Source organism: Bradyrhizobium sp. HKCCYLRH1034, from assembly GCF_051168375.1.
Taxonomy (GTDB): Bacteria; Pseudomonadota; Alphaproteobacteria; order Rhizobiales; family Xanthobacteraceae; genus Bradyrhizobium.
The window spans coordinates 313,244-334,478 of record NZ_JBNPUW010000008.1; the positions used below are offsets into that span (position 1 = coordinate 313,244).

Genomic DNA, 21,235 nt, shown 5'->3' on the forward strand with positions numbered 1-21,235 from the left:
CTTCGCAGGCGTGATCGCAGGCCCCCGAGTCTCCACGGCCTCGACATGATTTGGCCGCCCACCGGCTTTTGCATCCCGGCATGACGAGCAGGCAGATGCGCGCATGTTGACCCAAAACAGCCGTCACCGCGGAGACAGCAGATCGCGACACGTCGCATTGATCGTTGCGACGCTGTCGGTGCTGACGTCCGCGCCGCCGGCGGTGGCGGGCGAAGCCCTTGCAGTACAGGGCAATCGGCGCGTCGATGCCGACACCGTGCGATCCTATTTTCGCGCTGACGCCAACGGGCGCTACGACGCCGCCGCGCTCGACGCCGGCTTGAAGGCGCTGGTTGCGAGCGGACTGTTCGACGACGTGAAGATCAGCCGCGCCGACGGACGGACCGTGGTCCGCGTCTCGGAAGCAAAAGTGCTCGATCGCGTCGCCTTCGAAGGTAACAAGAAGGTGAAGGATGCGGAGCTTACGGGCGCGGTGCTATCAAAGCCGCGAGCCGGCCTGCAACGCGCAACTGTCCAGGGCGACGTCGCCCGCATCATCCAGGCGTATCATCGTGCGGGACGCGACGACGTCCGCGTCGTCCCGGAGATCATCGATCGCGGCAACGACCGCGTCGATCTCGTCTTCACCATCACCGAAGGCAGGAAGACGCCGGTCAGGGCGATCAACTTCACGGGCAACCGCGCCTATGGCGCCCGACAATTGCACGCGGTGATCAAGACCTCGGCCACCAACGTGCTGAGCTTCGTGACCGGCGGCAACGTCTACGACGCAGATCGCGTCAACGAGGACCGCGAGCTGCTGCGGCGATATTACCGTGACCACGGCTACGCCGATGCCGAGGTCACGAACGTGAGCGTCGACTATGACGCGGCAAATGGCGGCTACAACCTCACCTTTGCGATCGAGGAAGGCGGACTCTATAAATTCGCCGCAGTCGACGTCTCCTGCAACGTGCAGGGGCTGGCCTGCGACCGCCTGCGCACATTGTTGCTGACGCAGCAGGGCGACACCTTCGACCAGAGCAAGATCGACAAGACCTCGGACGTCCTGACGGCCGAACTTGGCAAGCTCGGCTTTCCGTTTGCGCAGGTCGAGCCCAGGATCGATCGGCATGCGCAGGATCGGCAGGCCGACGTCACCTTCCAGATCGAGCAGGGACGGCGCAGCTATGTCGAGCGCATCGAGATCCACGGCAACACGCGCACGCATGACGACGTGATTCGACGCGAGTTCGACGTCAGCGAGGGCGACGCCTACAACAGGACGCTGATCGACCGCGCCGAACGTCGCCTGCGCAACCTCAACTACTTCAAGACCGTCAAGATCTCGACGCGGCCGGGCTCGGCCAGGGATCGCGTGGTGCTGGATGTCGAGGCAGTCGATCAGGCGACCGGGGACTTCAACGTCTCCGGCGGCTATTCGTCCACGGACGGATTGCTCGCCGAGGTGAAGATCGGTGACCGCAACGTACTCGGCACCGGCAACACTGCGCAGGCCACTTTCACCTACGGGCAGTTCGCGCGAGGCGCCAGCCTGTCCTTCACCTCGCCCTACGCCCTCGGCCGAACGACACCCGGCATGGAGCTGTTCGCGCGACAGAGCATGGTCAGCACACTCCAATCGTTCGGCAGCAACACCTATGGCGGTGCCCTCACCCTGGGCATGCCGGTCAGCGAGCAGACTGCCATGCTGTGGCGCTATTCGCTCTACGACCAAAGGGTGGTGCTCGCGCCGGGGATCTCGCCGGCGGCGGTGTCCCTGCCGGTTCGCCAGGCGGTCGCAGCCGGACGGCAGACGGTGTCCTCGCTCGGCAATACCGTCACCTACAGCTCGCTCGACAACAACAAGGTGCCGACCAGCGGCATTCGTTCGCAGTTGACGCAGGATCTCGCCGGTCTCGGCGGCGACGTTCGCTTCTTACGGACCACGGGCGACGTCCGCTATTATCGGTCGATCAACAGCGACCTGACCGGCATGGTGCGCGCCCAAGGCGGCTATATCACCGGATGGGGCGGCCAGCAGGCGCCGCTGCTCAACAGCTTCTTCGGCGGTCCCACCATGGTGCGCGGCTTCGCGCCGGGCGGCTTTGGGCCGCGCGATCTGACGCCAGGATCGACGATGGACAATGTCGGCGGCAGCCTGTTTTGGGCGACCACGGCGGAGCTGCAGGGCAACATTCCCGGATTGCCGCAGGAATACGGCCTGCGTGCATCGGCCTTCGTCGACGCCGGAACCGTGTTCGGCTATCGCGGCCCGACCCAGAATGTCCAGGTGGCGAACAGGAACGTGCTGCGCTCCTCGGTCGGCGTCGGCATGACCTGGGCATCACCGTTCGGACCGCTTACCGTCGACTACGCGGTCCCGATCAGCAAGGCGGCGCACGACGTCGTGCAGCCGCTCCGTTTCAGCGCCGGCGGCTTCTGAGCCGACACCACAACATGGACGGAGCGCCGCGTCACGTCAGTACGGACTGTAGTAGTAACCGGGCGGCCCGTAGTACGGACGAACATAATATGGCCGCGGTGCGTAGTACACCCGTGGCGGCCCGTAATAGCCGGGTCCGGGATAATAGCCGGGCCCATAGTAATAATAGTCGTCGTGCTGATGCGCGGCGATTGCGCCGATGGTGCCGATCATTGCACCCATGATGGCCAAGCCGGCGGCTGGATTGCCCCTGTAGACGCGGCGATAGCGCCGACGAGCGCTGAGATCGGTCAAATCGCCGGCTGTCGCCGTCGCGACCACCGGCTTGTTGGCCGGACCCGCCGCCCGCTCATGAGCTGACGCCGGCGCGCTTGCCACCACGGCGATGGCCGCGACGGCCGCAATCGCGATTTTTCCACCGGCCGAAGGAGATCGATATTTCCCGCTGAACATGGCATCACCCTTCACTTCACTCGTTCCCAAATACAACATGCCCGGGCGTGCAGCTTGACCTGTGTCAACTCAGGGACCACCCCGGCCGTCCGGCGGCACGTACGCATTCCGCAATCGTGCTTAGACGCGACGTCACGCCCCCTGGTTCAGCCCACCGCCGCATCGATTTCTTCGAACCGACGGCCCCCCGTCGGGAACCAATGGCTGCACACCGACGCCGTCCATCATGCCGTCGGCAACAGGAGTTCTCATGCCTTCCAGACTGACACGCCCATTCTTCAGCGCCGTCGCCGCGCTGGCGCTCACCGCTTCGATGGCGAGCGCCGGGGACAGCGCGACCTCGCTGTTCAAGGTGGTGACCGTCAAGGACGAGATCGTCATCGGTCTCAATAGCGAAGAGCTGGCAACGATCGGCGGGAACGATGCCAGCGCCGTTGCGCGCGCATTGGCGCAGAAAGGCGACCTCTCAGCCTGGCAGTACAACGTTCATCGCGGCCCGAACGGCGAGCTGCAGATGGCACCTTCGGCCAAGATCGGTCTGCTGTCGCATGCCTCGCTGCGCGTCGAGCCCTACAGCACCACTTATGTCGTGACGCCGCATCCCTGAGGGAAAACGATTGTCCGACCGGCGCTCGTACCCGTCGACGACGGAACGAGTGCCGGTCGTACCGGCCGTTAGCTCTCGCCCCGATGGCCCGATCGCACGGCCCCATCGCATTTCCTGGAGACCCTGTCGGTGGACAACCCGTAGACCACGGCCAGCCGGTCCAGGCACTCCTTGAAGCGCCGGGCAAAATAATCATTCCAGCGCTGGCTGGCGAGCCCCCGCTTGTGTCCGACCTGCTCCATGGTCAGGCCGTGCACCAGGACGTCATGGGTGATCGCCGCGCCGTCGGCGCCGAGCTCGCGCTCGGCGCGGTTGAGCCGCAGCACCGCCTGCCTCTGGCCTTCGGTGACCGGCTCACGCCCGCGGGCGCCGTCAACGTGCTCGCGCGAGGGATCGACCGCCTGCGGGCCTCGCTCGGCCCGCTCCCAATCGTTCTGGAACGCCCGTCCGGCCCGGTATTGGGCGTCATCCAGCTGCTTGTGCGCGTGCAGCCGGCCGAGCGGGTCGCTGCGGACCGATCGCAACGCGACGATCTTATCGCCGGGCTCGAGCGCCAGCGGATCGTCGATCTCCACGGGAATCACGTCTGCATTTCGCGGCAGGTCGTGAGCTCTCCGGTCGTGGGTCTTGGACATGCGATGGGGCTTGCTGCGTCTGGGGCGCGCCATGTCTCGTCTCCGGAAAATGGATGGGGTCGGTTCGGGTCGGGTTTGCCGCGCTCTACGCGGCGGCAACCAGCCGCAGGATCAAAGGGCCGGCGGAGCGCACGGCGGCCTCCTCGGGCGGAAGCCGCGTGAGATGGTAGTGCGGCGTGCAGTAGCAGGAGCCGGGCTGGCGCGGATGACCACAAAAGGTGATGGGATCGTCGTCCCGGTCACCGCCATAGGGGTAGCGGCAATCGTTGCGCTCGAGCTGGTCCAGGGACAGCAGGCGCGGGCTGATGCCGACGCAACGCAGCTTGACGGCCGCGGCGGGCTTCGCCGGGGACGGCATCGGCCGCACCGCCGCGTCGGCGCCTCGCCGTCCGGTTCGGGGCGCCGCGGACATCGACCGGGGCGCGGATCGCGCGGCTTTCGGCCCGCCCGGCGCGGCCAGCCCGATCCGCTTGCCGCGGCCAAGCGTCGCGTTCCGCGTATAGGCGGTTCCGAACTGCGCATTGAGGGCGCGCGCGATCTCGGCATAGGACCGCCCCTGGGCATGAAGCTCGCACAGCATCTTGGAATGCTGGTCTGGCCAATCTGTGGATTGCATTCTCGCCTCTTCCTTCTGGGTCGGGGCCGCCGGATCCGCCGGCTCACCCGACGGCCAAATCTTCCGATATTCCGAAGAAAAAGTCAAGCTTGAGTTCTGATTATTCGAAACATATAATCCCTTCCGAGATTCGCAAAAGAGGTCAAAGCCATGTTGGACGTTGCCATGATCGAGCGTGCACTCGAGAAGCCGGGAAAGACGAAAGGAGGGTTGGCCCGCGCCATGGGCGTGCGGCCGGGCGCGGTCTCCGAGATCCTCGGCGGCCAGCGCCTGATCAAGGCGGCCGAGATTCCGCTCATCACGGAATATCTGGAGCTCAATTCCGTCCCCATCATGGGGCGGGTCGGCGCCGGCTCGGTGATCGAGCCGGATTACGAGCAGGTGCCCGTCGAGGGCCTCGGCGAGGTCGCCCTGCCCTTCCCGATCTCCGAGGAGACCATCGCCTTCGAGGTCACGGGCGATTCGATGCTGCCGAAATACGAGAATGGCGACGTGATCGTGGTCTACCGCGAGCAGCGGCACCCGCTGTCGAGCTTCTACGGCGAGGAGGCGGTGGTACGCCTCAAGTCCGGCGAGCGCTACCTGAAGACGATTGAACGCGGCAAATCGCCGTCCGTGGTCAATCTGAAGAGCTTCAACGCCAAGCCGATCGTGGGGGTCAAGCTGGACTGGATCGGCGAGATCTTCGTCACCCTGCCACGCGGCCAGATCTCGCGGATCCGCGCCAAGGCGGCCGCCAAGTCGCGCGCCCGCGCGGCGAACAAGTAAGACTCGACGCCGGATGCAGGGGGAACGCCGCGGCGTTCTCCCTGCATCCCGCCTCCAAGGGAGGGTAGGCCCCGCGCCTGTGGCGCCGTCGTGATCAACAATTCTGAGCGACATATGGGGATGTGCGTCCTTAGCCTCGCGGCGCCCAGGCGTCCGAGTGATACAGTGGTCTCACCCTCTTCAAACGAGAGGGTGCAGGGAAGGCCGGACCTCGACTGAGGCCCGTGGCCCGCCTGCTCAAAAAACGCAGGCGGCAGGTACCACAGGTCCAGCCGGAACGATCCGGCCCTCCCTGCGCGATGGTTTTCACGGCTGCTTCGCGTTCTCCCCGGTGCGCCGGGCTTGTTGGTCACCGTCACCCACGCGGCGCTGTCAGCGCCGGCGCAGGCTTGATACCGGCATCGGGGTATCAGGACCACGCGACTTGACCGTACGAGCCGGTGTTGTTCGTCGGCGCGAATGACCACGCTGCAAACCGGCTCGCCCATCACTCCCCGCCTCCACGTGTCGTGACGACCGCGATACGCCCCTCTCCATGAGGCGGGATGCGCGTAGACAATCATGAATTCTGAAAAAGAGAAAGAAGAATCTTTCGGCCCGGCGGGCCAGACCGGGGCAATGCGTTGAAGCCTCGCCCAAAACAAGCGTTTCCGCACACGTCGTCTGCAGGCGATCGAAGGCCATGAACGGACCATCGTGCGGGCGCATCGACCCTGATTCGCCCGACGGGCGTGACGCCTTGCCACCAGCCGCGCCCGGCGCCCGGATCAGTCCTCGACCCGCAGCTCATCGCGATGGACGTAGCAGTCGGCATTCGGAGGCGGCGGTGGGACAGGCTGGTCTTCCGCTATCTCGGCTCCAAGCGGTGACCCGCCCCGACGATCCACGGGCCGCCAGCGAGCGGACCCGCTGTGCCATCGCGTCATCGCCGACGTCCGGCCGGCGTTGACGACGTCGCGCAAGCGGATTGATCCCGATCAACGACCAGGCGCCGCGCCGGAGCAAACTCATCTTCAACCTGTGGCTGCACAGGCAGGACATGGGGGAAACGCCATCATGGGAAACGCCATGCGGAGATATCTTCTTGCCTTTACCTTGGTGATCGCCGCACTCGGCTTCACGTCGTCGGCGCGTGCGGGATGCTGGCCGAACGAAAACTTCCACCTCGTGTGCTGGCTGGATACCTATGGAACGGCGTGCGAAGCGCACCACGCGCTGACCAGCGTCAGAGCCGTGCTGTATCCAGAGCCGCGCTACTCGTACTATGAATTCGAGGTTTCGCACTGGTGGACGGCCCACAAGACCGTGGCCTGTCCGCCGAATCAAAAGACGACGTTCAGCGGTGTCTGGGACCGGGAAACCGGAAAGGCGGAGGAAACGGCAACCACCGGCATTTCGTCGGTGACGAGGCGAGTCTATTGCAGCAACAATCCCTGGACGGGCCAGGGGCCGCCGACGGTGCCGATCTGCTCATATCCGGCCGATGATCCGAACGTGGGACTGCCCGTCACCTCGGCGATGCTCACGCAAAGCCAGCGAGACGATCTGCTTCGCGTTCAGGAGCCGTTGCATACCCGTTGCCAGCAGATCAAGCCACTCGAGGACGAGGTGTCGTGGCTGAACGGTCGCCCCATCGTCGAGGTGGTCGCGTCCCATCATGAATATCAGAAGCTCGAATGGCATCTGTGGTTCATGGACTTCGGCGAGTTCGGACCGTGGCATGAGGTCGCGGCACCGAAGCCGAAGGGCCCTTTGATCTGGAAGGGCACGACCTATACCGAGCGCCGCATTGCGACATCGAGGCACAGATATTGGCTGAACAAGCCCGGCCGCTGGAAGGTGGTTGCGAAGCCGAAGCCGACCGCGGCGGCGGCGCAGGCGATCCCGATCAGCGTGACCACCGAATGTCCCGGCGCGACGTTCAACGTGCAGTGATGGGCGATGACGCGGTCTTCATGGCGTGCGGGAACATGCTTCCGCACGCCACGTCACATCGCCTGGACTATTTCTGCGGCTGATTCCGGTGTGGTCATGGCCGCGCAGGCTGGGGATGGAGTCGGTGAGGCGAGGATGGACCGAATCAGCCTTGACAAAATTCTGATTTAAAGAAATAATGGAGCGATCACAGTCAGCCGAAGGCGAACCGGCGCTCCATGCAGTATTTCGTCGTGATGATCGACTACGGCCGGCGCGGACGCGAGGCCGTGGTCGATCCCGAGATGACCCGGCGCGACGTCGTTGCGCGCATCGCGTCGGGGGAATATTCGAACGTCAGCTTCATCCACGAGATCGTCGACCGGTCGGTTGCGGACGTCACGGCCGATATCATGTCCGAAGCCGCCCTGCCCGAGATCGATGGGCGGGACGCCGACCTGCAGGCCGCCCGGTCCGATCACCTCCGCGACCTGCGCAAGCACGAGCGGGTTTGACCCGGCTGCGCCGGCCCTATCGGGATCTCGCGACCGGAGGACGCGCCAGATCAGACCAGAAAGACCGTCGAGCCGGTCGTCTTGCGTGCCGCGAGATCGGCGTGAGCCCGGGCCGCCTCCTTGAGCGGATAGGTCTGGTTGACCTCGATCTTTACCGCGCCAGATTTGACCACGTCGAACAGCTCGTTGGCCATCGCGACCAGACTCTCGCGCTTGGCGGCGTAGGTGAACAGCGTCGGCCGGGTCACGAATAGCGATCCCTTCTGGGCGAGCAGCCCGAGATTGAGCGGATCGACCGTGCCGGAGGACTGGCCGAACAGCACCGCGTAGCCGAGCGGCGCGAGGCAATCGAGCGATTTCAGGAACGTGTCCTTGCCGACGGAATCATAGACCACGGGCACCTTCTTGCCGCCGGTGATCTCGCCGACGCGCGCGACGAAGTCCTCCCGCGTATAGATGATGGTGTGCTCGCAGCCGTGGGCCTTGGCCAGCTGCGCCTTGTCATCGCTGGATACGGTGCCGATGACGTGAACGCCGAGATGCTTGGCCCACTGGCTGAGGATGAGGCCGACGCCGCCGGCGGCGGCATGCAGCAGGATGGTCTCGCCCGCCTTGACGCGGTAGGTCTGCCGGATCAGGTACTGGGCGGTCAGGCCCTTGAGCATCATGGCAGCGGCGGTCTTGTCGTCGATCTCGTCGGGCAGTTTCAACAGCAGCGCGGCCGGCATCAGCCGCGCCTCTGAATAGGCGCCGAGCGGCGACGAGCCGTAGGCGACCCGGTCGCCCACCTTCAGGTCCGTCACCCCTTCGCCCAGTTCCTCGATCACACCCGCGCCCTCGCTGCCCAGTCCGCTCGGAAGCTGGACCGGATAGAGCCCGGAACGATTGTAGATGTCGATGAAGTTGAGCCCGACCGCCGTGTGGCGGATACGCGCCTCGCCGGGGCCGGGCTTGCCGACCTCGATCTGCTCCCAAGCGAGAACCTCGGGACCGCCGGTCTTGTGGAAACGAATGGCGTTCGTCATGGGTTATCCTCCCTGTCGGATCGCGCGACGCTGCGCCGCTCGGCCGCGCGCCGGCCCCCCTTGCGGGCCGTTCGAGCTTTGTTTTTCCGCGACCGAACCTCGGTCATCCGTAGCCGCTGTCGGCTCGGTTTGGCAATCGGCTTTGCCAGCCGGCACAGGAACAACGTTCACCGTTCCAGCGTTCATCGGCCATAGCGTGGAGTCCGAGCCCATGCCGCCCAAACGACGCAGCGCAGTAGTCAATCCGGCCATGCTGATCGAGCTGGCCTGCCACACCTTGATGGGCATCGCCATGGGGCTCGGCTTCGCCTTCGGGCTGACCCAACTGGATGCGTTCGGCATCTCGACCCTGATCGCCCACAGTGTCGATCCGCACGCGACGCTCGTGATCTTCGTCGGTGTATTGACGCTGTCCTTTGCTGTCGGCGCAACGCTGACAGGATTCGTATTCACGATGATGGAGGAGAGATAGACCCGACGCGCGCCCAGCTTGTCATATGCGCGTCGCGCAAACCATGCAGATGGACGGCAGGTTCGACCGGCGCGGAGATGACGAAATGGCCGGACTGCTCGGTGCAAGCGATCCGCGGCTTCGCGAGGCCCGCCTCGGATCTGTGGGCGATGTTACACCGTTGGGCGCGCGGCCCTCATGAACGGCTGGCTAGCTCTGTTCGCGGCCGGAGCTCTCGAGATCATCTGGGCGCTTGGCCTGAAGCATTCCGACGGCCTGACGCGCTTCTGGCCCAGCGTCGCCACCGTGATCGCCATTCTGCTCAGCTTCGCGATGATGTCGCTCGCGCTGCGCTCACTGCCGTTTGGCACCGCCTATGCGGTATGGACCGGGATCGGCGCGGCCGGGAGCATCCTCGCCGGCATGATCCTCTACAGCGAGCCGGCGGACCCGACACGGCTGATCTGCCTCACGCTGATCATCACCGGCATGATCGGGTTGAAGCTGAACTCGCCGGTCTGACACCATCGACGACCTCCGGCAGGAGCGCGACAGCTCGACGCTGCCGAACACGACCAGGGCGAGCACAAACGGCAACAGGTGATAGAGCGCGCGGAAGATCAGCAGCGCCGCCAGCAGGCGCTCCTGGTCAACGCCGCCCAGGCCCAGCAGGATCGTTGCGTCGAACAGGCCGATGCCGGCTGGGGCATGGCTGGCAAATCCAAGCAAGGTCGCGGCAATGAAGACCGCCATCAGCCGCGCGAGGTCGATGCCGAGTTCCGGCGGCATGAGGACGTACATTGCCAGCGCCGCGGCGCTGAGCTCGAACAGGCCGACCACGATCTGCAGCAGCACGGCGGGCCCGGACGGCAGTCGAACGGGCCAGCGCGCACTTCGCCGCCCGGGCCAGCTCCACACGACGAAGGCGGCAACGGCGCAAAGCAGTGCCGCGGCAACGAGACGGTTGATCGCCGGCGGCCAATATTCCATCCATCCGAAGGCATCCGGATCGATCATCAAGCTCAGGCCGAGCGCGGTGAGATTTCCGAGCCAGAAGGTCAGGCCGGTCAGGAAGCTGATATTGGCAATGTCGATCGCACCGAGCCGGTACGGCGCGTAGATCCGATATCGCACCAGCGGCGAGACCAGCGCGACCGCACCGATGCCGTGCGCGATCGGGTAGCTCGTGAAGCTGCCGAGCGCGGCGGCGCGATAGGGAATGTCCCGGCGGCCGATCGTCCGCAACGCGAACAGGTCGTAGAGCGTGAGGCTGGCGTAGGAGAGGACGATGAACGCCAGCGCCATCGCGATCAGATGAAGGTCCGTGGCCTCGACGATCGACAGAACATGAGCAAGGTCGAGCTTCTTGACGGCGCGTGCCAGGACATACACGGCCGCAGCTGCAATCGAGAGGCTCAAGGCCAGTCCGCCCAGACTGCGCAACCAGATTCTGCGGTTCGATCGCAGCGGCGGAACGTCGGTCAGGTCAGCCATTCAACGTGTTTCGCTTCAAACATGCGCCGGCCGATTCGAGCAGGACGATGGCGCCGTTTGACACACCGATGTGACAGCGGCGTTACCGTTGTGCGCTGCCCACATGGCTTAATTATCTGTTAACGACGGACGATCGTTCACCGCTACCAACACGGCGAGCTGCAATGCAGCACCACATTCGCGATCATTCAAATTTGAATTAATCGCGGGCGGGTTCGAGCGTAATGACGTGGACCGTATCAGTACGGATGCATGAAGGTCGCATCTTCGTCACGCGGACTTTCTAAGACGAGTGCCGGACGTCAACATTCGAGGCAGCATGAACGCGGAATTCGAACACGAACTCACGCCGGACCAATGGGAGACGCTGAAGGCGCTTCGCATTCCCGCGCGTGAACGCCGCAGGCTGAACGGCATGATTGTCGACGAGCTCACTGCATTTGGACTCGCCTCCATCGACAATGGCGCGGCAACACTCACAATGGCCGGCCGCAAGGTGCTCGTCAGGGGATCCTCACGCCTGCTCGATGTCGCAGCCTGATCTTTAGGAGCGCGGCCTCCCCTTTTTTGAAGAGCCGCGCTCCGAATTCACCACATCGATTTCCGCGCACGCTCGGGCCACTCGCGATCGTACGCCGCGCCGTCGATGTCGTTGGCCGTCATCGCCGCAAGGATCTGTCCCGGCGTAGGCAGTTGCTGCGGGTCGACCCGCTTGTCCGGGTTCCAGAGATCGGCACGAACGATCGCGCGCGCACATTGGAAGTAGATCTCTTCCACCGTCATGACCAGGACGGAGCGCGGCAGCTTGCCTTCCATCCGGAACGACTCCAACAGATCGGGAGCGGTCGACAGGTGACCGTGCCCGTTCACACGCAGCGTGTTGCCAGATCCCGGAATCAGGAACAGCAGCGCGATCCGCGGATCGCGCACGACGTTGCGCAAGGAATCCACGCGATTGTTGCCGCGGCGATCCGGCATCATCAGCGTCTTGTCGTCATGGATGCGGATGAAGCCGGGAAGATCGCCGCGCGGCGAACAGTCGAGACCTTCGGGACCACACGTCGCCAGCGCCACGAAAGGCGACTTCTCGATCATGATCCGGTAGTGCGGCGTCACGCGATCAGCCACCTTCGCCGTCGATGCCAGCCCCGTCTCGCCATAGATCGCCTCGAGCTGCTCAATCGTGGTGATGATCGACATGGCCGCTTCCTCCCTCGGATCCGATCGGTTCTGCGTCGATCGGTCGCTTGATGATGTCCGCCAGCCTGTGACCGTGCGGCTCGGGATCGCCGACATTGACGATCGTGACGTCCGCCGCGGTGTCTTCGCTCACCGCCCGGTGAAGACGCTCACCGATATCGCCGTCACTCGGACGGTGCCGCTTGCCGAGCCGTTCGGCGAGAACATCCGCCGGCGCAGTGATGGCGACGACGATGACGTCGGCATAGTCCCGGCGCGCGGCGGGAATGATCGTTCGCGAGACGTTCACGACCACGATGCGGCCGGCCAGGATGTCATTCTTGATCGCGCGCGGCACGCCGTAGTCGTGTCCGTGGGCCTCCCAATGCAGCGCGAACTCACCGGCGCTGAGCGCCTCACGAAAAGCGGACGCGCTCATCTCGAGATTATCCTCGAAAGCCGAGGCCTCGCGCGTGACGATCCGCCGCGGAAAAACGATCCGGTCGTCGCCAGCGCATTCGCGGCGCGCCACATTGAGCAAGGTGTCCTTGCCCGCGCCGCTCGGCCCGACCACCAGGATCAGGCGGCCGGGACCGAGCTTCGCGGGCGTCTTCGCCGATGCAACCTCGGTTTCGCTCATGCCACCCGCTGTCCTTCCCGCCAGACGCTGCGCACGACCGACAACTGGCCCGCGACATGGACGCGGATCAGGTCCGCACGCTTGCCCACCGCGATCTCGCCGCGATCATGCAGGCCGACGGCGTCCGCAGGGGCCTTGGTGACGGTGCGGACGGCCGCCGCAAGACCGATGGACGGCACCCGCTGCGGCAATTGCAGCGCGCCCATCAGCAGGCTCGACGGGACGTAGTCCGACGACAGAATGTCGAGCAGGCCCTCGTGCGCCAGGTCCACGGCGGCGATATTGCCGGAGTGAGACCCGCCGCGCACCACGTTCGGAGCGCCCATCAGAATGCTGATGCCCGCCTGGTGAAGGCCCCGCGCGGCTTCCATCGTGGTTGGAAACTCCGCGACTGCGATGCCGTCCTTGATTGCATCGGCGACGTTCTCCTCCGTCGTGTCATCGTGACTGGCCAGGGGCACGTCATGGGTCTTCGCCAGTGCAACGATGTCGCGCATGTTCGGCGCCGCATAGGCCTGCTGATAGGCGAAGCGGCGTGCGAACATCACGTCGAGCTCCGCATCGGTCTTGCCGCCGCTCTTGCCGCGATAGTAGTCGCGCAGCTTGCCTTCGTCGCGAAACTGGCGCTGCCCGGGCGTATGATCCATCAGCGACATCAGCCGCACATCCGGACGCCCCGCCAGTTGCCGCGCCTCCTCGACCACGGTCGGCATCGGCACCTCGCAGCGCAGATGCAGGAAGTGATCGGACCGCAGCAGCCCGCCGTCGCGCGCCGTCGCGATCGCTTCCGCGAGCACATTGGCCTGGCCGTCGACGCCCTCGGCGCCCTCCTCGCTCCACACCCGCAGCGAATCCAGCACCGTCGTGATGCCCGCGGTCGCAAGTTGCCCGTCATAGGAAATGACCGCAGCAACGGGATCCCAATAGACCTTGGGGCGGGGCACGAAATGCGCCTCGAGGTGATCGGTGTGCAGTTCGACCAACCCGGGCATCAGCAGGTCGCCGCCGGCATCCAGGCTGCCGGCCGGCGCCGCCCCCTCGCCCAGTTCCGCGATCCGGCCTCCGGCGATCGCCACCCAGCCCTGCTCGACGACCCGGTCGGCGAGGACCAGCCTGGCATTGCCTATCACGAGATCGGACATGTTCGCGCTCATCTGCAATTTGTCCCTTTACGCCGCCGCGGCGAATGTCATGACGTCGACCATGCGATCCGCAATCTGCGCACGGATATCGTCATCATGCACGATCGCGAGCATCGCCACCCCGTCCTTCTTCTTCGCCGCAATCAGGTCGACCACGACCGCACGGTTCGCCGCATCGAGCGACGCGGTCGGCTCATCGAGCAGCAGCACCGGGACATCGGAGATGAAGCCGCGAGCGATGTTGACCCGCTGCTGCTCGCCGCCCGAGAAGGTCGATGGCGGCAGCGACCACAGCCGCTCGGGAATGTTCAGCCGCCGCAGCAGTCCCCCCGCCCGCACCCTCGCATCGTCGCGCGGCAGGCCGGCCGCGAGCAGCGGCTCGGCAACGACATCGAGCGCAGGGACGCGCGGCACCGCGCGCAGGAACTGACTGACATAACCGATGGTCTGCCGCCTCGCATGGAGGACAAGGCGCGGCTCGGCGCCGGCGAGATCGGTCATCTCGCCGAGGTGCCGGACGCCGATGCGTCCGCCATCGCAACGGTAGTTGCCGAAGATCATCTTCAGGATCGACGACTTGCCGGCACCCGACGGTCCCGACAACACGACGCATTCGCCGGCCTTGACCTGGAACGACACGCCGCGCACCACGGGCAGCGATATGCCGCCCTGCAGATGCATGGTGAAGGTCTTCTCTGCATTCTCGACATCGATCATCACGGTCATCGCATTGGGCCCAATTGCATCATGGCGGCAGGATCGAGGACACGAGGAGCTGTGTGTACGGCTCGCGCGGATCGTCGAGCACCTGGTCGGTGAGGCCGGTCTCGATCACCCGCCCCTCCTTCATGACCATCACACGATGAGACAGCAACCGCGCCACGGCCAGATCGTGGGTCACGACGATGGCGGCGAGGCCGAGCTCGTTGACGAGGCTGCGCATCAGATCGAGCAGGCGCGCCTGCACGGACACGTCGAGTCCTCCGGTCGGCTCATCCATGAACACGAGCCTGGGCTCGGTCACGAGATTGCGCGCGATCTGCAGCCTCTGCCGCATGCCGCCGGAATAGGTCCGCGGCGCATCGTCGATGCGGGCAACGTCGATCTCCACGCGCGCGAGCCAGGACGAGGCGGTCTGCCTGATCCGACCGTAGTGATTCCAGCCGACCGCCATCAGCCGCTCGCCGACATTGGCGCCGGCGGAGACCGCCATGCGCAGGCCTTGCGTCGGGTCCTGATGGACATAGCCCCAATCGGTGCGGAACAGAAAACGGCGCTCCGCCTCGCCAAGGCCGGCAAGATCGCGCAGCACCCCGTCCCGCATCCGATAGGACACGCGGCCCAACGTCGGCGCCAGTTGCGCCGACAGCATCTGCAGGAGTGTCGATTTGCCCGAGCCGGACTCGCCGACGATGGCGAGCACCTCGCCGGGATAGAGCACGAAGGAGACGTCGCGGCAGGCTGCCAACCGGCCGTAGCTCTTCGCAAGCCCTTCCGCGACGAGCAGCGGCTGATCGGATGCGCTGATCATCTCAGCCATGGGCGCTCTCCTTGTGCGGGGCGGCGCTCTGCTCGCCACGATGTCCGGACGCCTGGCGGCCCTCGCAGTAATCGGTGTCGGAGCAGACGAACATGCGGCTGCCCTTGTCGTCGGTCACGATCTCGTCCAGGTAGGAATCCTCCGCGCCGCACAGCGCGCAGGGGGCATCGAACTTGTAGCGCGTGAACGGATGGTCCTCGAAATCCAGCGAGACGACCGGCGTATAGGGCGGAATGGCATAGATTCGCTTCTCGCGTCCCGCACCGAACAATTGCAGCGCCGGGCAATTGTCCATCTTGGGATTGTCGAACTTCGGCGTCGGCGACGGATCCATCACGTAGCGCGCATTGACCTTGACCGGATAGGCGTAGGACGTCGCGATGTGGCCGAAGCGTGCGATGTCCTCATAGAGCTTGACGTGCATCAGGCCATATTCGGCCAGCGCATGCATGCGGCGGGTCTCGGTCTCGCGCGGCTCGAGAAAGCGCAGCGGCTCCGGGATCGGCACCTGATAGACCAGCACCTGCCCCTCGTGAAGCGGCGCCTCGGGAATGCGATGCCGGGTCTGGATCACGCTCGCCTCTTCCGTCGACGTCGTGGTCGCGACGCCCGCGGTCTTGGCGAAGAATTTGCGGATCGAGATCGCATTTGTCGTATCGTCCGATCCCTGATCGATGACCTTGAGCACGTCGTCGGGACCGAGAATGGCGGCGGTGACCTGCACACCGCCGGTGCCCCAGCCATAGGGCATCGGCATCTCGCGGCTCGCGAACGGCACCTGATAGCCGGGAATCGCGATCGCCTTCAGGATGGCGCGACGGATCATCCGCTTGGTCTGCTCGTCGAGATAGGCGAAATTGTAGGTCGGCGCGCTCATTCCGCAGCTTCCTTCAATTCGGGAACGGCATTGGCCTCGGCGAATTCCTGGCGCAGCTTGCGCAGCAGGCCGAGCTCGGACTGGAAGTCGACATAGTGCGGCAGCTTCAGATGCTCGACGAACCCGGTCGCCTGCACGTTGTCGGAGTGCGACATCACGAACTCCTCATCCTGCGCCGGCGCGACCGTATCCTCGCCCAGCTCGCGTGCCCGCAAGGCGCGGTCGACCAGCGCCATCGACATCGTCTTGCGCTCGCTCTGCCCGAAGGCGAGACCGTAACCGCGCGTGAAGCACGGCGGCTCGGTTGCCGATCCCTTGAACTGGTTCACCATCTGGCATTCGGTCAGCTCGATCGATCCGAGCGGCACCGCGAACCCGACCTCCTCGGCCACGAACTCGACCTCGACTTCGCCGAAGCGGATTTCGCCGGCAAAGGGATGGTTGCGGCCGTAGCCGCGCTGGGTCGAGTAGCCGAGCGCGAGCAGAAAGCCCTCATCACCGCGTGCGAGATTCTGCAACCGCAGATCACGATCGGCGGGAAAGCCTAGGGGATCGCGGGTGAGATCGCCGACCGGCGCGCCAACATCGGCTTGCGGCGACGGCTCGATCAGCCCGTCCTGGCCGAGAATATCGGTGACACGTGGCGTCGGCGCATTCGGCGCCTCGGCACGGGCCGGCGGCTCCGGCTCGGCGGCGGCCGCCAACTGCGGATCGAGCAGCCGATGCGTATAGTCGAAGGTCGGCCCGAGCACCTGGCCGCCCGGAATGTCCTTGAAGGTCGACGAGACGCGCCGCTGCACCCGCATCGCACCGGTGTCGACCGGCTCGGTCGCACCGAAGCGCGGCAGGGTCGCGCGGAAGGCACGCACCAGGAAGATCGCCTCGATCAGATCACCGCGTGCCTGCTTGATTGCGAGCGACGCGAGCTCGCGGTCGTACAGCGAGCCCTCGGCCATCACGCGATCGACGGCAAGCCCCAACTGCTCGGAGATCTGCGCCAGCGAAAGTTCGGGCACATCGCGATCACCCCGGCGTTCATGCGCCAGCAGCCGGTGCGCGTTCTCGATGGCGCGCTCGCCACCCTTGACGGCAACATACATGCCTCACTCTCCTGCGGAAACGAGTCGGGTCGTTCGCGAGATGGCGACGATGGACGAGCCATCGACCAGCACCACATCGACACCACGCGGAAACAGCTTCTCATTGATCGACAGCCGCTCGAACAGATCGGCGGGCGCGACCGTTGCACGGAACGATGTCGCCCCGTCGATGCCTGGACCGCGCAGCTTGAACGCCGGCCCCTCGGACAAGCTCGGCACCTGCAGGATCAGCGTCGTCGAGCGATCAGGGTATTCAGCACTGCCGAGCGCGAATGAATTCAGATCAGGCAGCGCTTCGGGGTCCGCCGCCACCGCAAAGCAGGCGAGCGCGGCATCGGCGACGATCGGCGCCCCGGTGTGAAACTTGAGCCAGGCGCCGACCTCGGGCGTGCCGGCGAGCGGCGCATCGAGCCAGATCGGCGTATCGTGATCGAACAAGGTCAACGCGATCGCGGCAGCACCAGGCATCAACGACGACGGCCGGCCGACATCGCCCTCGACCTGCCGCACATTGCCCGGACGCGCCATGGCCTCCATGACGGTACGGAAGGTCGATTGCGCGGACAGGACATTGTCGGCGAAACCAGGCTGCAGATCGGAAGCGGCAGCAGCCATCAGCCTTCTCCTCGCACCATCGTATAGAAATCGACACGCGTGGCCGCAGCCTCCTCCGCTCGATGCTCCCGCGATGCGCGCATCAGCTCCTGCAGCGGCGCGACCACCTGAGTCTCGATCGATCGCGCATGGCTCGACGACTGGATCATCGCGTCACACAGCGCCATCAGACGCGCCTTGCCGGCGTCTCGTCCGAGCACATAGCCGAACCCGACCTCGCCGCTCTCCAGCCGTACCGCGGCGCGCGACACCGTCGCTTCGCCGACATTGAACGGCGCACCATCACCGCCGATCCGGCCCCGCAGCATCACGAGACCATTCTCCGCCGGACGCAGGTCGCGATACTCAGGCAGCGCCAGTCCGTCGAGCCTGGCGCGGATGTCCGCATGCGAGGCATGCGCCAATACCCGCATCGCCGTCCTGCGCCGGTCCTGCATCGCGGTCTCGCCTTCCATCTTCACCCCGAACTTGCTATCGCGAAGTTGTCTATGTTAATAGACAACTTCGTAACGAAGCGCCATGACTGTTTGATGACATGGGCGTGATTTTCAGGTCGTGCAGCGGAGAACCGCAGATGAGCATGCAGGGCGCCGACTCGGGCGTGGCACTGTGGCGCCGGGTGGCCGACGGCATCGAGCGCGACATCGCCGACGGCCGCTTCGCGGCCGGCACCCGCCTGCCCGGCGAGACCGAGATCGCCGAAACCTACCGCGTCAACCGTCATACGGTGCGTCGCGCGCTCGCGACCTTGGCCGAGCGCGGCCTCGTGCGCGCCGAGCGCGGCAGCGGCACTTATGTCGAAGCGCCTCGTCTGTCATATCCCCTGAGATCGCGAACCAGGTTCTCCGAGATCGTGGGCGCCGGCGGGCGCGAGCCGCGCGGACAGTTGATCGCAGCGTCCGAAGAGTCGGCGACGCGCGAACTCGCGCACGCGCTCCGACTGAAGACGGGGGCGCCGCTGGTCCGAATCGAGGCACTGCGTCTTGCCGACAAGACCCCCATCTGCGTCAGCACGTCCTGGCTGTCGTCCGAGCGATTTCCCGAGGCCGGCCACATCTTCGCATCGCTCCGCTCGATGACGGCGCTGCTTGCGCATTACGGCATTCGCGACTATCGCCGCGGCGCGACCAGGATCACGGCGGCCATCGCCGACGCGAGCGACGCCGCACGGCTCGACCTCGCGCTGGGCCGTCCGGTGCTGGTGGTCGACAGCACCGACATCGATGCCGATGGGACGCCGCTGGTCAGCAAGCGCTCGCGCTTCGCGGCGGAGCGCGTGACGTTCGAGGTCGAGAGCTAGACCAGACCCCGCCGCCTCGCTTCGTTCTTGCGCCCTCAGTCGATGAGCGTGCCGTCCTGATTGAAGAACGGATGCGGCCCGTCGAAATCCCCGATCGGCACCTGATGCGTGACGACCGTTCCAAATCCCGGTCCTGGAAACCAGGCATGAAGGTGAAAGGCCGGTGGCTCGATCCGGAAGGATGGCGGACGAAGCTCGGCCAGGTCGAGCGCGACGGCATGGTTCGGTGCCGGGCAGATCGTGCAGGGGATGCCCGCAAACCGGGTCAGCGTCGCGCGATGAACGTGACCGCACCCGATCAGTTGCACCCGCGGATGGCGCGTGAGGACGGCCGCGAGATCGTCGGCGTTGCGCAGGTTCTGCCGGTCCATGTGCCAGATGCCAGTGGCGAACGGCGGGTGGTGCAGAAACAGCAGGGCCGGCCTTTCGCTGGATCCGGACAGCGCGGCGTCGAGCCATTGCAGACTCGCTTCATCGAGCTCGCCATGCGGATGGCCGGGCACGCTGGAATCGAGCAGAAGCAGATCGAGATCGGCCAACTCTACGCACCGGTTCAGCGGACTGGTGGGTTGACCATGCAGAGCGCCCGGAAACGCCGCGCGCATCAGCTCGCGTGAATCGTGATTGCCGGGCACGGCGACGAATGGAGTTTCGAGCTCGGCGAGAAGATCCTTGAGATGATCGTACTCGGCCGGCGACGGCGTATCGACGAGATCGCCCGAGATCACCACCAGATCGAGCTTCGGCTCGAACCGGTTGAGCTCCGTGATGCAACGGGTCAACGCGCGCGCCGTATCGACGCGGCGGTAGGCGAGCCGGCCGGGCGCCTTGATGTGCAGGTCGGATATCTGGGCGATGACGACGGGGCTCTTGGTCATCAGCAGATCAGCCTTTCTCCGGCAACAGCCGAATGGAGTCCGTTGCAATCCGCAGGCCGATCCGCTCTCCCGCAGCGACCCTGATCGAATTCGGCGCGTCCACGGTCAGTGCAATTGAGGCGGCGTCGCGGACGATGATCCGCTGCCGGTCGCCGACAAAGCGGACGCTGTCGACGACGCCAGTCAGACTCGATGCCGCGGCATCGACGATCCCGATCGTTTCCGGCCGAACCATCGCCACCGCCAGGTTACGTGGACCGGGATCGGCGATCGGCTGCCGACCTCCCGGCAGAACGAGCTGGGCTCCGTCGATCGGCGCCTCGATGATGTTGGCCGCGCCGACGAACTCCGCGACGAATCGATCGGCGGGCGAGAAATAGATCTCGCGCGGCGTCCCGATCTGCGCGATGGCGCCCTTGCGCATCACGACGATGCGGTCGCCGAGCTCCATGGCTTCGGCCTGGTCATGCGTGACGTAGATCGCCGTGATGCCGAGCGTGCGCAACAAGCCGTTGAGCTCGCCGCGCAGGCGCTCTCGCAAGGCCGCATCGAGCGCGGTGAGCGGCTCGTCGAGCAGCAGCACGCTCGGCCGTATCGCGACCGCGCGCGCCAGCGCGACGCGCTGGCGCTGGCCGCCCGAGAGCTGATCGATTCGCCGATCTTCGAGGCCGGCGAGGTTGGTCAACGTGACCAGCTCTGCGACCCGCGCGGCGCGCTCCGGCTTGGGCACGCCGCGGATCTTGAGCCCGTAGCCGATATTGTCCGCGACGGTCATGTTGGGGAACAGCGCGTAGGATTGAAACACCATGCCGACATTGCGCTTCTCGATCGGCTGCCTCGTCAGATCCTTGCCGCCGAACAGCACGCGCCCGCCCGCATCGGGTGTTTCGAGCCCGGCCACGATCCGCAGCAGCGTGGTCTTGCCGCAGCCGGACGGCCCCAAAAGCACCAGCGTCTCGCTCTGCGCGATGTCGAGCGTGGCGCGCGCAAGCGCGCAGGTCCCATCGGCAAAGGTCTTGCCGCAATTCTCCACCTTGAGGGCGGCTCCATGCCGGGTCATC

The 21,235-nt window shown here is 65.5% G+C and carries 24 protein-coding genes; 9 read left to right on the forward strand and 15 right to left on the reverse strand.

What is annotated here, in order from left to right:
- The first annotated feature begins 103 nt into the window (after positions 1-103).
- Positions 104-2,425: an outer membrane protein assembly factor BamA gene (gene bamA, locus ACQR0W_RS21240; protein ID WP_316166113.1), complete on the forward strand. Its 2,322-nt coding sequence runs from the start codon at positions 104-106 to the stop codon at positions 2,423-2,425.
- 36 nt (positions 2,426-2,461) lie between these two features.
- Here the strand turns inward: bamA and ACQR0W_RS21245 are convergent, their stop codons facing one another.
- Positions 2,462-2,878 (reverse strand): hypothetical protein, encoded by a 417-nt coding sequence (locus ACQR0W_RS21245; protein ID WP_316166112.1) that lies wholly within the window; start codon positions 2,876-2,878, stop codon positions 2,462-2,464.
- A 250-nt stretch (positions 2,879-3,128) separates the two neighbouring features.
- Between ACQR0W_RS21245 and ACQR0W_RS21250 the strand changes: the two genes are divergently transcribed.
- Positions 3,129-3,485, forward strand: coding sequence for a hypothetical protein (locus ACQR0W_RS21250; protein ID WP_316166111.1), 357 nt, complete (start codon positions 3,129-3,131; stop codon positions 3,483-3,485).
- A 68-nt stretch (positions 3,486-3,553) separates the two neighbouring features.
- Here ACQR0W_RS21250 and ACQR0W_RS21255 read toward each other — a convergent pair whose 3' ends face one another.
- On the reverse strand, positions 3,554-4,153 hold the full coding sequence (locus ACQR0W_RS21255; RefSeq protein WP_316166110.1) for a DUF6456 domain-containing protein: 600 nt from the start codon (positions 4,151-4,153) through the stop codon (positions 3,554-3,556).
- A 52-nt stretch (positions 4,154-4,205) separates the two neighbouring features.
- Positions 4,206-4,736, reverse strand: a complete 531-nt coding sequence (locus ACQR0W_RS21260) for a GcrA family cell cycle regulator (RefSeq protein ID WP_315825144.1) — start codon at positions 4,734-4,736, stop codon at positions 4,206-4,208.
- Between the two features lie 150 nt (positions 4,737-4,886).
- On the opposite strand from ACQR0W_RS21260, the gene ACQR0W_RS21265 reads away from it, so the two are divergent.
- The 3 genes from ACQR0W_RS21265 (at position 4,887) to ACQR0W_RS21275 (ending at position 7,933) form a co-directional block, all read left to right on the forward strand.
- On the forward strand, positions 4,887-5,504 hold the full coding sequence (locus ACQR0W_RS21265; protein WP_315713004.1) for a LexA family transcriptional regulator: 618 nt from the start codon (positions 4,887-4,889) through the stop codon (positions 5,502-5,504).
- Between the two features lie 945 nt (positions 5,505-6,449).
- Positions 6,450-7,439 (forward strand): hypothetical protein, encoded by a 990-nt coding sequence (locus ACQR0W_RS21270; protein ID WP_316166108.1) that lies wholly within the window; start codon positions 6,450-6,452, stop codon positions 7,437-7,439.
- A gap of 218 nt (positions 7,440-7,657) precedes the next feature.
- Positions 7,658-7,933: a hypothetical protein gene (locus ACQR0W_RS21275; RefSeq protein ID WP_315713008.1), complete on the forward strand. Its 276-nt coding sequence runs from the start codon at positions 7,658-7,660 to the stop codon at positions 7,931-7,933.
- Between the two features lie 50 nt (positions 7,934-7,983).
- Here the strand turns inward: ACQR0W_RS21275 and ACQR0W_RS21280 are convergent, their stop codons facing one another.
- Positions 7,984-8,958 (reverse strand): quinone oxidoreductase family protein, encoded by a 975-nt coding sequence (locus ACQR0W_RS21280; RefSeq protein WP_315752890.1) that lies wholly within the window; start codon positions 8,956-8,958, stop codon positions 7,984-7,986.
- Positions 8,959-9,169: 211 nt separating this feature from the next.
- Here ACQR0W_RS21280 and ACQR0W_RS21285 point away from each other — a divergent pair, with 211 nt between their 5' ends.
- From ACQR0W_RS21285 to ACQR0W_RS21295, 3 genes are all read left to right on the forward strand, one after another.
- Positions 9,170-9,430, forward strand: coding sequence for a hypothetical protein (locus tag ACQR0W_RS21285; RefSeq protein ID WP_315825146.1), 261 nt, complete (start codon positions 9,170-9,172; stop codon positions 9,428-9,430).
- A gap of 177 nt (positions 9,431-9,607) precedes the next feature.
- Positions 9,608-9,931, forward strand: coding sequence for a DMT family transporter (locus ACQR0W_RS21290; RefSeq protein ID WP_315713012.1), 324 nt, complete (start codon positions 9,608-9,610; stop codon positions 9,929-9,931).
- A gap of 1,291 nt (positions 9,932-11,222) precedes the next feature.
- On the forward strand, positions 11,223-11,444 hold the full coding sequence (locus ACQR0W_RS21295) for a hypothetical protein (protein WP_315713638.1): 222 nt from the start codon (positions 11,223-11,225) through the stop codon (positions 11,442-11,444).
- Between the two features lie 47 nt (positions 11,445-11,491).
- On the opposite strand, the gene ACQR0W_RS21300 is transcribed toward ACQR0W_RS21295, so the two are convergent.
- The 9 genes from ACQR0W_RS21300 to phnG are packed head-to-tail and all read right to left on the reverse strand — an operon-like array spanning position 11,492 to position 18,451.
- Positions 11,492-12,103 carry a pyridoxamine 5'-phosphate oxidase family protein gene (locus ACQR0W_RS21300; protein ID WP_315713014.1) on the reverse strand — a complete coding sequence of 204 codons (612 nt, stop codon included), beginning with the start codon at positions 12,101-12,103 and terminating at the stop codon, positions 11,492-11,494.
- Positions 12,081-12,722 (reverse strand): phosphonate metabolism protein/1,5-bisphosphokinase (PRPP-forming) PhnN, encoded by a 642-nt coding sequence (gene phnN, locus ACQR0W_RS21305; protein ID WP_315825147.1) that lies wholly within the window; start codon positions 12,720-12,722, stop codon positions 12,081-12,083. Before phnN ends, ACQR0W_RS21300 begins: the two co-directional genes overlap by 23 nt.
- Positions 12,719-13,876 (reverse strand): alpha-D-ribose 1-methylphosphonate 5-triphosphate diphosphatase, encoded by a 1,158-nt coding sequence (locus ACQR0W_RS21310; protein ID WP_316166107.1) that lies wholly within the window; start codon positions 13,874-13,876, stop codon positions 12,719-12,721. The genes phnN and ACQR0W_RS21310 overlap by 4 nt, the downstream gene beginning before the upstream one ends.
- Before the next feature lie 15 nt (positions 13,877-13,891).
- Entirely contained in the window at positions 13,892-14,590 is a 699-nt protein-coding gene (phnL, locus tag ACQR0W_RS21315; RefSeq protein ID WP_316166106.1) for a phosphonate C-P lyase system protein PhnL, read from the reverse strand.
- A 19-nt stretch (positions 14,591-14,609) separates the two neighbouring features.
- Positions 14,610-15,404: a phosphonate C-P lyase system protein PhnK gene (phnK, locus tag ACQR0W_RS21320; RefSeq protein WP_315810527.1), complete on the reverse strand. Its 795-nt coding sequence runs from the start codon at positions 15,402-15,404 to the stop codon at positions 14,610-14,612.
- On the reverse strand, positions 15,397-16,281 hold the full coding sequence (locus tag ACQR0W_RS21325; protein WP_316166105.1) for an alpha-D-ribose 1-methylphosphonate 5-phosphate C-P-lyase PhnJ: 885 nt from the start codon (positions 16,279-16,281) through the stop codon (positions 15,397-15,399). Before ACQR0W_RS21325 ends, phnK begins: the two co-directional genes overlap by 8 nt.
- Positions 16,278-17,381: a carbon-phosphorus lyase complex subunit PhnI gene (locus ACQR0W_RS21330; protein ID WP_316166104.1), complete on the reverse strand. Its 1,104-nt coding sequence runs from the start codon at positions 17,379-17,381 to the stop codon at positions 16,278-16,280. Before ACQR0W_RS21330 ends, ACQR0W_RS21325 begins: the two co-directional genes overlap by 4 nt.
- A gap of 3 nt (positions 17,382-17,384) precedes the next feature.
- Positions 17,385-17,996, reverse strand: a complete 612-nt coding sequence (gene phnH / locus ACQR0W_RS21335; RefSeq protein ID WP_316166103.1) for a phosphonate C-P lyase system protein PhnH — start codon at positions 17,994-17,996, stop codon at positions 17,385-17,387.
- Complete coding sequence (gene phnG / locus ACQR0W_RS21340) at positions 17,996-18,451, reverse strand: phosphonate C-P lyase system protein PhnG (RefSeq protein WP_316166194.1); 456 nt, start codon at positions 18,449-18,451, stop codon at positions 17,996-17,998. The genes phnH and phnG overlap by 1 nt, the downstream gene beginning before the upstream one ends.
- Before the next feature lie 119 nt (positions 18,452-18,570).
- Here phnG and phnF point away from each other — a divergent pair, with 119 nt between their 5' ends.
- Complete coding sequence (gene phnF, locus ACQR0W_RS21345; RefSeq protein ID WP_315752880.1) at positions 18,571-19,296, forward strand: phosphonate metabolism transcriptional regulator PhnF; 726 nt, start codon at positions 18,571-18,573, stop codon at positions 19,294-19,296.
- A gap of 35 nt (positions 19,297-19,331) precedes the next feature.
- On the opposite strand, the gene ACQR0W_RS21350 is transcribed toward phnF, so the two are convergent.
- On the reverse strand, positions 19,332-20,174 hold the full coding sequence (locus ACQR0W_RS21350; RefSeq protein ID WP_316166101.1) for a phosphodiesterase: 843 nt from the start codon (positions 20,172-20,174) through the stop codon (positions 19,332-19,334).
- 7 nt (positions 20,175-20,181) lie between these two features.
- Positions 20,182-21,234: an ABC transporter ATP-binding protein gene (locus ACQR0W_RS21355; protein ID WP_316166100.1), complete on the reverse strand. Its 1,053-nt coding sequence runs from the start codon at positions 21,232-21,234 to the stop codon at positions 20,182-20,184.
- Position 21,235: the final 1 nt, after the last annotated feature.

Bases quoted from the DNA above. Each gene is read 5' to 3' on its own strand.
- ACQR0W_RS21325 (WP_316166105.1), bottom strand. From the start codon at position 16,281: ATGAGCGCGCCGACCTACAATTTCGCCTATCTCGACGAGCAGACCAAG.
- ACQR0W_RS21255 (WP_316166110.1), bottom strand. From the start codon at position 4,153: ATGGCGCGCCCCAGACGCAGCAAGCCCCATCGCATGTCCAAGACCCAC.
- ACQR0W_RS21265 (WP_315713004.1), top strand. From the start codon at position 4,887: ATGTTGGACGTTGCCATGATCGAGCGTGCACTCGAGAAGCCGGGAAAG.
- ACQR0W_RS21290 (WP_315713012.1), top strand. From the start codon at position 9,608: ATGAACGGCTGGCTAGCTCTGTTCGCGGCCGGAGCTCTCGAGATCATC.
- ACQR0W_RS21355 (WP_316166100.1), bottom strand. From the start codon at position 21,234: ATGACCCGGCATGGAGCCGCCCTCAAGGTGGAGAATTGCGGCAAGACC.
- ACQR0W_RS21245 (WP_316166112.1), bottom strand. From the start codon at position 2,878: ATGTTCAGCGGGAAATATCGATCTCCTTCGGCCGGTGGAAAAATCGCG.
- ACQR0W_RS21310 (WP_316166107.1), bottom strand. From the start codon at position 13,876: ATGAGCGCGAACATGTCCGATCTCGTGATAGGCAATGCCAGGCTGGTC.
- ACQR0W_RS21350 (WP_316166101.1), bottom strand. From the start codon at position 20,174: ATGACCAAGAGCCCCGTCGTCATCGCCCAGATATCCGACCTGCACATC.
- phnH (WP_316166103.1), bottom strand. From the start codon at position 17,996: ATGGCTGCTGCCGCTTCCGATCTGCAGCCTGGTTTCGCCGACAATGTC.
- ACQR0W_RS21280 (WP_315752890.1), bottom strand. From the start codon at position 8,958: ATGACGAACGCCATTCGTTTCCACAAGACCGGCGGTCCCGAGGTTCTC.
- ACQR0W_RS21295 (WP_315713638.1), top strand. From the start codon at position 11,223: ATGAACGCGGAATTCGAACACGAACTCACGCCGGACCAATGGGAGACG.
- ACQR0W_RS21285 (WP_315825146.1), top strand. From the start codon at position 9,170: ATGCCGCCCAAACGACGCAGCGCAGTAGTCAATCCGGCCATGCTGATC.
- phnN (WP_315825147.1), bottom strand. From the start codon at position 12,722: ATGAGCGAAACCGAGGTTGCATCGGCGAAGACGCCCGCGAAGCTCGGT.
- phnG (WP_316166194.1), bottom strand. From the start codon at position 18,451: ATGGAAGGCGAGACCGCGATGCAGGACCGGCGCAGGACGGCGATGCGG.
- phnK (WP_315810527.1), bottom strand. From the start codon at position 15,404: ATGGCTGAGATGATCAGCGCATCCGATCAGCCGCTGCTCGTCGCGGAA.
- ACQR0W_RS21300 (WP_315713014.1), bottom strand. From the start codon at position 12,103: ATGTCGATCATCACCACGATTGAGCAGCTCGAGGCGATCTATGGCGAG.
- ACQR0W_RS21330 (WP_316166104.1), bottom strand. From the start codon at position 17,381: ATGTATGTTGCCGTCAAGGGTGGCGAGCGCGCCATCGAGAACGCGCAC.
- ACQR0W_RS21275 (WP_315713008.1), top strand. From the start codon at position 7,658: ATGCAGTATTTCGTCGTGATGATCGACTACGGCCGGCGCGGACGCGAG.
- ACQR0W_RS21260 (WP_315825144.1), bottom strand. From the start codon at position 4,736: ATGCAATCCACAGATTGGCCAGACCAGCATTCCAAGATGCTGTGCGAG.
- phnL (WP_316166106.1), bottom strand. From the start codon at position 14,590: ATGACCGTGATGATCGATGTCGAGAATGCAGAGAAGACCTTCACCATG.
- phnF (WP_315752880.1), top strand. From the start codon at position 18,571: ATGAGCATGCAGGGCGCCGACTCGGGCGTGGCACTGTGGCGCCGGGTG.
- ACQR0W_RS21250 (WP_316166111.1), top strand. From the start codon at position 3,129: ATGCCTTCCAGACTGACACGCCCATTCTTCAGCGCCGTCGCCGCGCTG.
- bamA (WP_316166113.1), top strand. From the start codon at position 104: ATGTTGACCCAAAACAGCCGTCACCGCGGAGACAGCAGATCGCGACAC.